This window comes from Mycobacterium sp. SMC-8 (assembly GCF_025263565.1).
In the GTDB taxonomy this organism is placed as follows: Bacteria; Actinomycetota; Actinomycetes; order Mycobacteriales; family Mycobacteriaceae; genus Mycobacterium.
The window spans coordinates 1,553,390-1,565,166 of the sequence record NZ_CP079865.1 but is presented as its reverse complement, the minus strand read 5'-3'; the positions used below and the strand labels follow the sequence as shown (position 1 = coordinate 1,565,166).

The 11,777-nt window shown below is 63.9% G+C and carries 7 protein-coding genes and 1 tRNA gene; 3 read left to right on the top strand and 5 right to left on the bottom strand.

Annotated features, from left to right (window positions below):
- Positions 1–10: 10 nt before the first annotated feature.
- Positions 11–1,657, top strand: a complete 1,647-nt coding sequence (locus KXD97_RS07660; protein WP_260756150.1) for an IS1634 family transposase — start codon at positions 11–13, stop codon at positions 1,655–1,657.
- 5 nt (positions 1,658–1,662) lie between these two features.
- Positions 1,663–1,902 carry a hypothetical protein gene (locus KXD97_RS07655; RefSeq protein ID WP_260756149.1) on the top strand — a complete coding sequence of 80 codons (240 nt, stop codon included), beginning with the start codon at positions 1,663–1,665 and terminating at the stop codon, positions 1,900–1,902.
- Positions 1,903–2,025: 123 nt separating this feature from the next.
- Here the strand turns inward: KXD97_RS07655 and KXD97_RS07650 are convergent, their stop codons facing one another.
- From KXD97_RS07650 to KXD97_RS07630, 5 genes are all read right to left on the bottom strand, one after another.
- Positions 2,026–4,047, bottom strand: coding sequence for a hypothetical protein (locus KXD97_RS07650; RefSeq protein ID WP_260756148.1), 2,022 nt, complete (start codon positions 4,045–4,047; stop codon positions 2,026–2,028).
- Positions 4,048–4,184: 137 nt separating this feature from the next.
- A complete protein-coding gene (locus KXD97_RS07645) occupies positions 4,185–5,411 on the bottom strand; it encodes an IS110 family transposase (RefSeq protein ID WP_396884798.1) in 1,227 nt (408 codons plus the stop codon).
- 397 nt (positions 5,412–5,808) lie between these two features.
- The gene (locus KXD97_RS07640) at positions 5,809–7,167 is read right to left on the bottom strand and encodes an IS1380 family transposase (RefSeq protein ID WP_313901315.1); all 1,359 of its coding nucleotides are present in this window, start codon (positions 7,165–7,167) and stop codon (positions 5,809–5,811) included.
- Positions 7,168–7,328: 161 nt separating this feature from the next.
- Positions 7,329–9,191: a hypothetical protein gene (locus KXD97_RS07635; RefSeq protein WP_260756147.1), complete on the bottom strand. Its 1,863-nt coding sequence runs from the start codon at positions 9,189–9,191 to the stop codon at positions 7,329–7,331.
- Between the two features lie 791 nt (positions 9,192–9,982).
- Positions 9,983–10,068, bottom strand: a tRNA-Leu gene (locus KXD97_RS07630).
- Positions 10,069–10,316: 248 nt separating this feature from the next.
- Between KXD97_RS07630 and KXD97_RS07625 the strand changes: the two genes are divergently transcribed.
- Complete coding sequence (locus KXD97_RS07625; RefSeq protein WP_260756146.1) at positions 10,317–11,744, top strand: DUF3662 and FHA domain-containing protein; 1,428 nt, start codon at positions 10,317–10,319, stop codon at positions 11,742–11,744.
- Positions 11,745–11,777: the final 33 nt, after the last annotated feature.

Genomic DNA, 11,777 nt, shown 5'->3' with positions numbered 1-11,777 from the left:
GGCTGCCTGGATGGTGTGGATTCGGCGGGTGCGCACGGCCTCGGGCGCGACCGCGGTCCAGATCGCCGAATCCGTCGATGGCCGCCGCCGGATCGTGCGCCATGTGGGCTCTGCGCGTGATGACGCCGAGCTGGGTCTGCTGCTCGAGGAGGCCCGCCGGCTGTTGGCCGATGACACCCAAGGCGAGTTGGATCTGGGGATCACGCCGAAAGCCGTTCGAGCCCATATGGTTCCACCGCCAGCTGGCATGCTGTTCACCGAGGATGCTGGAGAATCCGCAGTACGGGAGTTGGTGGTGCGGCCGCGGGTGCTCAAGAGCTGCAGCGGGCTGCTGTATGACGCCCTGGCGCAGGTGTATGCCAGCCTGGGGTTCGACGACGCGGTCGGCGATGAGGTCTTCCGTGACCTGGTCATCGCCCGGGTGGTCGAGCCGACCAGCCTGCTCGACGCCGATCGGGTCCTCGCCGAGCTGGGACGTACCTCAGCGTCACTGTCGACCCGCAAGCGCACCCTGCGCCGTGCCCGCGGTGGTGGTTACCGCGACCAGATCGCCGCAGCGTGTTTCGCCCACGCCCGCACCGCCGGTGATGTCAGCCTGGTGCTTTACGACGTCACGACCCTGTATTTCGAGGCCGACAAGGAAGACGACCTACGCCGCGTGGGGTACTCCAAGGAACGCCGAGTGGACCCGCAGATCGTGGTCGGGCTGCTGGTCGATCGGTGCGAATTCCCCTTGGAAATCGGCTGTTTCGAAGGAAACAAGGCCGAAACTCTGACGATCGTGCCGATCGTGAAGGCATTCCAAGCCCGCCACGAGATCACCGACATTGTCGTCGTCGCTGATGCGGGCATGCTGGCCAGCGGCAATCTGCGCGAACTTGATGAGGCAGGGTTGCGGTTCATCGTCGGATCGAGGGTTACCAAAGCGCCCAACGATCTGGCCTCGCACTTCCATTGGCACGGCGACTTCTTCACCGATGGCCAGATCATCGACACCATCACCCCACGCGATCGACGCGGCACCGCGACCAAGACCAGCGACCCCAAGCGCAAAGCCGAGCCCGTCTGGGATCCGGCGACCCACACCAAGTCCTGGCGGGCGGTGTGGGCGTACTCGACCAAACGCGCGGTGCGCGACACCAAGACGCTCAACCTGCAGGAGAACAAGGCCCGCGCGGTCGTCGCCGGCGAGAAAGCCGCGCGGGTACCGCGGTTCATCAAGAACTGCAACGGTTCCCAAGAATTTGACGAGGCGTCGTTGCAGCGCGCCCGCCGCTTGGTCGGGCTCAAGGGCTACGTCACCAACATCGACGCCGCACTGATGCCCGCGACCGAAGTGGTCGCCAGCTACCACGACCTCTGGCACGTCGAGGCGTCCTTCCGGATGTCCAAATCCGACCTCGCTGCCCGGCCCATGTTCGCCCGCACCCGCGACGCCATCGAAGCCCACCTGACCATCGTGTTCACCGCCCTGGCCGTCAGCCGCGAAGTCCAGACCCGCACCGGCCTGTCACTGCGCCGATTCCTACGCACCCTCAAACCCCTGCGATCAGCCACCATCGACCTCAACGGCGTCATCGCCACCTACCCGCCAGCCCTAAACACCGAGGTCAACGCAATCCTCAACGCACTGAACGCCGAGAATTCAAGGCACTAAGCCAAATGACCCAACTCGGGCCAGAGCACCTGGACCGTCTCGCACGCGACGGGACCGAGCAGCTGCTCGCCCTGGACCCCGACACGTTCACCGCGCTGCGCTACCGAGGGAACATGTTGCACCACGCGCTGTCGCTGTTGTCGGCAGCGGCCTACTGGGACCGCCGCCGCTACGCCCTCGGTGAGCCGCCGTGGACCCTGATCGGGATGTACACCCGCGGCCGCCTTCTGGCGCCACCCGGCTGACCCTCCGACGTCCCCGCGCTGCCGCCGGGGGCGTCATCACCATGCCTGCCGACAGTCGTCACCATGACGACCACCGCGTCGCCGCGACGATTACCCCGTCACAATGCAGACCGACCCCCGAAATCACGTCTGCATCCACAGTGACGCCATCGTCTGCATCCTGAGCGACGGCCAACAAAGGTCGGTCTCGCCGAGTAGATAGCGTCGAAAATCCCAACGGGTGGTGCCGATGTCGACCCGGGGTGCTTTGCTCATGTTGGTCAACAGCAGTCGGCCAACAACGGCGCGCTCGGCTACGTAAAGCTTGTCGAGCAGGTGCAGTACAAACAAGCGGTCTGCCTCGTCGCCGACCCGTCGGCTTTCCGCAACGTCTTCGAGGATCTGGCGATACATTCGCACCCCGTATTCGTCTGCTGCGCTTGCCGGTTCAAGTGGCAGTGTCGGTCGTGAGGTGCGAAGCTCCGGGTCGTTGAGGCAGGCCGGGATGCCAGATCGTTCGAAGTCCGGTGGCGTCCGTTCGTCGGCAAGTGCTAGCTCGTAGTAATGAGTGGCGTGCTTGCCAGGCGCTACAACATGCCCGGCGATGCGATGCAGGTAGTCCACGACGGCGGTCGTCGAACGCAGTTGATCGAACAGAAACTCCCATTCTCTCCTCAGGATGACGACGTAGGGGATCGGCACCGTTTCTGAATAGGCGGACACGTTGTCTGGGGGTGTGTCATGGTCGATGATCACCACGCCGACCCACTGAATCGCATTACCGTCGACGGTGATTGACCGACCGCGTGCGTTTGTATGCGCAATGGGTCCGCGCTGAACTGTCCTGACGGATCCGCTTGCCTGCCGCGCTCCTTCCTTGGCCTTCTTGGCGATCCATTTGCGCTCACGATCGTCAGTTGTGGCCGCGTTGGTCCTCGCCTTCACTTGAATGGCTAGTCCGCGAGCACCGCTGATGACGGTTCCGTCGCCGACTTCTCTTGTAGCACTGCCACGTTGAACTGTTTCAGGCCTGAAGACGAAATCCGGAAGGCCCCATTGGGCCGCTGAGTCACGACTCGCATCCTCGGCCGCTACACCACGATTTGCGGCCGGATCGAGATCGCCGGCCATCGGGACTATTCGTCCATAGACGTCGTCGGGTCGCTGAACCAGCATGATGAGGTCGTCCCCTGAACGATAGGTTGCGAGACCAATGTCGGATCGAGCAAGGCCTGCCTCGACATCAGGGTTATCGCTTGTGTCTACTCGCGCCCACAGGGGATCGTCTTCGGCTGGGATAAGCCGAAAGTGGCCATCATTGAGCGGTGCCCGGAGCCCCACTGAACGCTCGAAGGCCACGATGAGCTCATGAATCGCTCGTAGGAGTTCGCGGCATTGGACACTCATGTTGTCGTCGGGGCTGTCGGGCCAGGGCTCGGTATTGAGGATGGCATCAATGGCGATATTGGGGGTGCACTGCGGCGAGGTACCCGGAGGCACACGGAACGTGGCGACCAGATGCGAATCGACGAGCACCCCATCGGGGTAGGTTTGCAACTGAGTGACTATCGCCGGTGGATCTATTTCCAAGGCGGGGAGCGCGGACTGGACCCAAAACGCCGCTAGGGGACGGGCTTCCGGTTGTGCGGGCGTCGCGAGGCCGTACAGGCGCGTCACGACTACGCCGAATCGTTGATGAGCTGGTTTGATGGCATCAGCCCAGTAGTAGGGCTGGAACTGTTCGATCAATTGGATCTGATCAGGTCGCAGCCCCGACAATGCTCCCGACTCAACGAACGCAAGAAATTCAGATTCTGTACCGAAAAGCGGGAGGTGCTCGATCTGGGGTGGGCCCAACGGGCCTGAGACAATCTGCTCGGTGGCGCGCAGTGCTTCGCGTGCGCTCGTCATCAGCGCATCGACGAACGCGCGGGTATGCAGCTCCAAGTCGCGGAGTCGGTGACCCTCGTATTCATCAATTAGGACGTCGACACGTCCATTTCCGGCGCCATCGACGTGAACGTTGGCTCTGAACAGATCCGTCGCGACCAGATCGTTCCACGTGCTCGCCATGCGTTCTGCTGCACGTGTCGCGTCGTCGAATGCTGACCATGCTGACTCGAATTGGGTACTGCGGGCCTCTGGCGCTGTGTCTTCGACATCCACATACGTCTCCTACCGCATGCCCCCGACAAACACGCACTGGTCTGCGTAACCCGTGGGCAGGCTGCTCGCGAAAAGATCTTGTTTGTTGGCGAACCGAAGTGTTGCGGCGGGGCTAGACATCCCAGGACCGTAGGTTGTCAAGCGGCTTGGGTATCTGGGGTGGGCTGGCGGTGTGCCCAGGCTTTGTGTTCGTCGTAGGCGGTGTGGTGGCGCAGGCAGCCGTGCAGGATGCCGACGAGGCGGTTACCGAGGGCGCGTAAGGCTTGGTGGTGGGTATCGCCGGCGGCGCGGTGCTGGTCATAGAACGTGCGGGCACCGGGACTGTTGGTCAGGGCGCAGAAGGCCCATTGGTCGATCGCGTCGTAGAGGCGGCGGTTGCGGACGTGGCGGGCCAGCACGGCGCGTTTCTTGCCCGACGCGACGGTTAGTGGTGAGGTTCCGGCGTAGTTTTTGCGAGACTTGCCGGTGGTGTAGCGGTTCGGGTCGTCCCCGAACTCACCGAGCACCCGGGCGCCGAGGATGACACCGAGTCCTGGCAGGGAGAGGTAGATGTCGGCGTCCGGGTGTGTCTCAAAATGTGTCGCCAGTTCGGTCTCGAGGGCGGCGATCTGATGGTTGATCTCGGCGATGATGGCGACCGCTGCGCGGGTGCTCGCCCCGAACGCGGCGGTGACCGCGGGCGGGGCGGCGAGGTGCTCGGTGCGCAGGGCGGTTTGAATCTCCAGCGCTCTGGCGTCGAGGTTGCGTTGTCGGCCCGCGGCTTTGAGTGCCGATCGGATCTTGGAGACGCTCAAGCGGGCGGCGTCGGCCGGGGTGAATGCGCGACCCAGGATGGCCAGGGCATCGCGGTCAGACAGCGAGTCGAAGGCCTCCAACGCGCCCGGGTAGTACTCCCGCAGCGCCGAGCGCAGTGCGTTGGTGTTGCGGTTGCGCGCCCAGATCAGGTTCTGATGGGTCCGGGCCAGCACCTTGATCGCCTCCACGTCGGGGGTGTCCCCGGCGATCGGACGGTGGTTGTGGCGGTCGGTGCGCACCAGATCGGCCAACACCTTGGCGTCGGCGGCATCGGACTTCGCGCCCGATACCTGGTGGCGGTCGCGGTAGCGGGCCACCGCGAGCGGGTTGACGGCGAACACCTGGTAACCGGCTCCGGCCAGCGCTTCGACCCACAAGCCGCGGTCGGTTTCGATGCCGATCACCACCTGGTCAGGTTCGTCGGCGTGGGTGGCCACCAGTTCGTGGAACCCACCGATCCCGGCAAGTCCCTCCGGGAGCCGACGCGATGCCAGCGTGATCCCGTCGGCGTCCATCAAATGTATGTCGTGGTGGTCCTCGGCCCAATCGTCTCCAACGAAGATCGTCAACTCGCCTCCCTGCTCGATATCGGGTGAAACCTGTTCGAGCCGAAGGACACCCGGCGGCAACCTAATGGATCAGTGCTCGAAGCACGACACCCCATCAGCGCTATAGGTGACCTCACCGACCGGCCGGGGCACGATCTAGCCCTAGAAGTCGAAAAGCGCCTCAGGGCGTGCACAGTGCTCACCGGCCAGCGGCTCGGTGACCAGCGTCCCCTCAACAGATCGCTATCGGGTGAAGACTCGCTGGTCGACTCCCATTAGCCTCGATCTTTCACGTGGCGGGTAGTTGAGGTCTTTTCGTGGCGTGGGTGGGCGGTTCTGACGTGGGCGGCCTGGGGTTCCGGCGTTGCGTCTCGCCGGTGCTCCTGGGTCCTTTGCTCGTCGGAATGGTTTCTGTGTTTTAGGTGGGTTGCAGTGCGGTCCAGCCGAATTCGATGAGGTCGCTCCACGGCCAGCCTCTTGGCAGCCGTAGGTAGCGGCGACGCCCTGAGGTGATGATGCGTCCGGCGACGGCAAGCAGGCGCAGGCGTAGTCGTTTGGGTTCCCAGCCTCTGGCCGGGTGGCCGGTGAAGGCCAGGACTTGGGTCCAGACCAGCAGGTCAGCGGCCAGCAGGGTGATCTCCAGCCAGATCTGATTCTGGGCGAACCCGTGAAACGGCAGGTTGGTCAGTCCGGTGTCTTTGAGGTTGCGGATGCGGTCTTCCGCGCGGGCGCGTTGACGGTGCCGGACTTCGAGATCGCAGATCGACCAACCGCGGGTGTTGGTCGCAAAGCACGTGATCCGCCACCCGTTGTCATCGGTCAGGCGCAACTGCGCGCCGGGATGGGGACGTTCTCGGCGGGCGATGACCCGCATCCCTGCCGGCCAGCCTTTCAGCGTGTCGGGCAGGTAGCGGGTCAACTCAGCGACCTGGGCGCCCTCGCGTGGTGTGCCGTCGCCGTCGAGGGCAGCCCGCCACGCCCGCCGCGGGACCCGGCGCAGCGCTTCGACGATCGGGGGCATGCCGTAGAACCCGACTGAGTACTGCAGTCCCAGGTCGGTGATGTGGTGCAGGAAGTCCTTGACCCCGCCACCGGTGTCGGTGCGCACCAGCACCCGGGCCCGTTCGGGTTCGGGCAGTTGGGCCAACGCGGCATCCAGGACACTGATGTGGTCAGCAGCGCTGTTGGAGCCGGCTGAGCCGGGTCGCAGCAACCCGACCAGGGCTTCACCGGATCCGTGGCTGCCGTGGTCGACGAAGGCGAGCATGGGATGAAACCCGTATCCGTACTTGAAGGTTGGGGTGGCGCCCTGTTTGTCGCTGTGGGCGGTCACCAGGGTGGCGTCCAGATCGACGATGACCTGGCTGCCTGAGGTACCGGCCAGCGGTTGCTGGCGCCGCCATATGTGCGCGCGGGCTGCTGCCCGGGCCGCGCGGATCGCCGCAACGGCGGCATCGACGTCGCCGGCCAGCGTGGCGATCAGACGTGACACGGTGGCATCGGAGGCCACCGCCCCGAACAGCTCGGGCTGAGCACGCACCACCGCGATATCGGCGGCACAGTCACCGCCGAGTGCCACCGCGATCGCGACATCGGTGAGCACCTTGGCCGGGTCGTGCAGGGTTCGTGGTGCCCGCCACCGCTTCAAGACCTCTGACATGGCCTTTTCCAGTCCCGAGACGTGCAGCGTCCGAGCCAACAGCAGCCCGCCGGCCGACGAGACCAACGACTCGCGACCTGAATCCACCAGCAGAGAACGAACCGCGCTACGCTTCACCTACGGAGTGCCTTCCCGCTTTGTGAACATGGACCCTAGACAAGTCACATTTTCTCAAACAGGACAGGCACTTCCGTGCATTACAGGTCGTGTCAACAGCCTATTTCACGAAACGTCGAGGTTAGGCAGTGTGTACTTCGAAGGGCCGCGCCAGAAATAGCCTACAAGTAGAGAAACCGTCTCAATTGTTGGTGGGTGTCGAATATGAGGCCGTAGGAGCGCTCGGACCCGATCTGCGTGGACTTCGCTCGCATATATGCGAAGAGTTGCGCCTCAACATCGTCGATTTCCATTCCATTCGGACAGATCGATAGGAAGAAGGCTGGACGCTCCCACGTGCTCTCGAATGAGAAGGCCCCGTGGTGTTCGTCGCTGTCATCCTCGGTCCGACGGCCAAGTTCAACGATCATGTCGAGCAGCTGTTGTTGCGCCTCGCCCGCCAACGAGAGAAGGTCGGCCCCGCAGCGCAGCCACCCTGGTTGGCGTAAGGCGGCGATCGCGTCAACGAGCTCCAGCATCGCTGGGACGGCGTTGAATGACGGCTTCTCGGGTAATTCGGTCCCCTCGTGTTCGTGCCGATCCATCCATGCGTTGAGCTCGACGCAATGGTCGTCGACCATGTTGACGGCGTCTTCCTCATCAGCGTCGACCCAGAGATCTCCTTGGAGGAAGGTCATGTAAAGGTCAAGTTCGTCAAGTGCCCAGAAGTGAGTGGTGACCGGACTGTCCGTTCGAACCCTGAGGTAGTGCAAGAACTCTGCAGGTCGATCGCAAACGGCGGCGATGGTAGTGAGGTCGTGCAGCGAGGTGATCCATGGGGGTTTGTCCTCGCCCACAATTCCGGCCTGCTGCAGTCGACCGATCGCGGTACCCAGTGGGCCGACATCGTCTAGAAGCGCCGCCACGCAACGGACCTCCCGGATTTGCGACAAGTCCAGCCAGCTCTTGTCGGCGAGCCAGATGCCCCGGTTGATTTCGATGAGACGTTCGATCCGTTTAGCCTGTTCACAAGCGTCGCCGATGGTTGCGGCGAGATCGCGCGAAAGTCGTGTGACGTCTCCTCGTCGCGACTGCTCGGCCATCGACTTGCCTTTCGTCTCCACGACGATCGCAACGTCGTCGATGATGAAGAGGCCATCGCCTTCAACTTGCTTGCCGACCGCGGCGGGGTTCGCACACCCGGACCCAAGCTGGCCGATTTCCTCGTTTTTTTCGGGTGCAAAGTACTTGAATGCAGTGTGCGACGGGGCGGTCTCAAGAATCGACGCGAGCCCGTCGAGCGCGATCTGCTCGCTCATTGCGACGCGAATTTTCTGGTCGTACGCGGTGAAATCCTTACCGTTCGAAGTGAGCGCCTTCTCGAAGATCCTCCGCAACGAGTCGTTTCCCACCTCATTTGACGTCGATACAAAGTGGCCGGCACCGTCGGAAACGAGCGGCGTGCCCAAGAACGGATTCGTCCCGACCAGCATGTCGTAGATACGGTCCGTCGCAGATATCGCTGAGTCGAAGAACTGAGAGAACGAAGTCAAGACAGCAAGCGCCGTCTCATCGTCGACACCTGCCAAGGGCGCAACGTCGTTCGCGGAAATCGTGGCCCGATCTCCCGGCAGAAACATCAGAGCAACCATTTGCGACACCACTTCCTCCGCTTCGGCTGCTGGTATCTGGCCTGGCGGAACGCCCTGGTTGCGCAACATGATCTCCGCGGTTCCATTCCGGAGCTCAGTCATCCGCTGCGATGACACCTCCCTGATGCCTTCACGAACTGCGACGACCTGCGGGTAGGTGTATCCCAAGTGTTTTTGCATGAGGCTAGCCGCCCGCTCGTTGTCGAAGAGCCGAGCTTCGTGCGCATCCCGAACGCTGCTGTACTGCAAGTTGCGGATGCCCATGACCGCGCCTTGATACTCGGCGGCGAGCATCGAGAGAGGGTCACCGTTCAAGGCCGCCTCGGCGAGTTGGCGCGCCTGCGCAAGCCGCATCAAGCGCAAGGCGCGCTGATGTAACTCGTTCACAGCCACGTGGGGTCTGGTTTCGTCGCGCGGAAGTGCGCTCGGTTTCCGAGATCCCCGAGAAAGCAACACGGCGGCCACGATCTCGATGACAAGCGCGCTGCCACCGGGCGCAGCTTGGGAGCCACACCGAGTTCACGTAGTCGCATCAGCTCAATGACGTCGAACGCGTCGGCGTCTCGTACCAGAGCCGCCATCGCATCGACCTCAAGCTGGATCTGTTCGCGCAAAATGGTCCGCACCGCGGCAACTGACTTACAACCGGCGAAAAGGCTTATATCGCTGACCATATCGGCGAGATCGCCTTTTTCGAATCTGGCAGGACCGCCGTCTTGTCTGAGACCAAGTGGATCAAGCTGCCTTCGACGAGGAGCGCCTTTGGGCCCCCTCTTCTTGCATCGCTTCCGCACCTGACTCCAATCCCCGTAACCCGCCGACCGGACGTTTGAGTAGACGACCAGGTGGGCGCACATCGTGCGGGCGTCAAGGTACTCGTCGTGTCCGACAACGAGGCCTTCGCCGAACACGCCGCCGGCATGGACCCCCCGCGCCGGCACGACCGACGGCCGAGGACAGCAGCAATTGGGAAATGGTTGAAGGCTCAATCCCCAGACGCCATTTCCAACAAGTCAAAGTCCGAACTGTCGAACTGGCGGTTCACAAGCTTCCCGGGGACTTGCGCCTCTAACTCCCGCATCTGTGGATCAGGCGCACTCCTTCGAGGCTGCCCACACAAAAACAAAGGTCACGACCCATTTCTGGATCGTGACCTTTATGCCTGCAGTTCGTAGAACCGCTCGTGGTGGGCGAAGGGGGACTTGAACCCCCACGTCCCGAAGGACACTGGCACCTGAAGCCAGCGCGTCTGCCATTCCGCCACTCGCCCGAATGACCGAGGGAGCCTATCACGCAGGCGTCCCGGCCTCCCAACCGTACTGGGCCACCCCCGTGAACTCCAAAACGGGCCGTAGCGAAACTGTGACCTGCGCCGATGCGATTCTCACAGTTCTGTTGGTCACGCATCGCCCCAGATGGCGCTTACCATGCATGCAGGCATCGCCACCAGCCGACACGCTGGCGGCGTCACTGCGCGGGTAATACCAGCGCATCACGGCAAGGGAGGCGAGCGGGGAGATGGGGTTGGTCGGCCGCTTCGAGCGCAAGCTCGAGGACAAGGTCGGTGATGCCTTTGCCCGGGTCTTCGGCGGATCGATCGTTCCGCAGGAAGTGGAGTCGCTGCTGCGCCGGGAGGCCGACGCCGGCGCCCGCGAACTGCATGGTGGACGCATTTTGGCCCCGAACGATTACGTCATTACCCTCAGTGTGCCTGACTACCGAGAGGTGAGTGCCGATCCGGACATCACCGCGACCACGTTCGCCAAGCACTTGGAGGGATACATCCATGAGCAGGGATGGCAAACGTATGGTGATGTGGTCGTCAGATTCGAGCAGTCACCCAACCTGCACACCGGACAGTTTCGCGCGCGTGCCGCGGTCAATCCAGACGCGACCACAGTCGAACCCGCTCCACCCCCACGAGACGTCACGTCCCAGGCAGAACCAGGAGTACCACCGATGACCGACAACCCGACTTACCGCGGCGGCCAAGGACCGGGTCGGCCCGCGGACGACTACTACAACCGTCCCGAAGACGACCGCTACAACCGTCCGGACGAGCAGCGCGGCGGCTACCCCCAGAGCGACCAGGGCCCCGGCCACCCGGATCAGGGCGGCTACCCCGCCCAGGATCAGGGCTACCCGGCCCCGGATCAGGGCTACCCGCCCCGCGGCGGTTACCCCGAGCACGGTGGCTACCCGGATCAAGGGGGCTACCCGGAGCAGGGCGGCTACCCTCCGCAGTCCTATGAGCAGCGTCCGCCGGCCGGTTACGGCCCGCCTCCGGGCTACCCGGATCAGGGCTACCGGCAGGCACCTCCCGGATACGGCCCGCCCCCCGGCGGCCAGCCCGGCTACGGACCGCCGCCGTCGGGCGACTACAACTACGGCCGTCGCCCCGATGACGGCGGGTACGGCCCGCAGAGCCGGCCGTCCTACCCCGATCAGGGTGGCTACCCCGATCAGGGCGGTTACGGCGGCGGTCAGCAGTCCTATGGCGGCCAGGATTACGGGCAGCCCGATTACGGTCGCTACGGCGAGGCCCCGGCCGGTTACGCCGACCAGGGCTACGGTGAGTCCGCCGGCTACGGCGACCAGGGTTACGGGCAGGCCGGCGGCTACGGCGGATACGGCGCCCAGAGCGACTACCCGGCCGCCGGTGCGACCGTCACGCTGCAGCTCGACGACGGCAGCGGGCGTACCTACCAGCTGCGTGAAGGCGCCAATGTGATCGGCCGTGGCCAGGATGCCCAGTTCCGGTTGCCCGACACGGGTGTGTCGCGTCGTCACCTGGAGATCCGCTGGGACGGTCAGGTCGCGCTATTGTCGGACCTCAACTCCACCAACGGCACGACGGTGAACAACGCACCGGTCCAGGAGTGGCAGCTGGCCGACGGCGACGTCATCCGGCTCGGCCACTCCGAGATCATCGTCCGCGTCCACTGAGGTCAAGCCGCTCGGGGGACGCGGTCGCGTGGT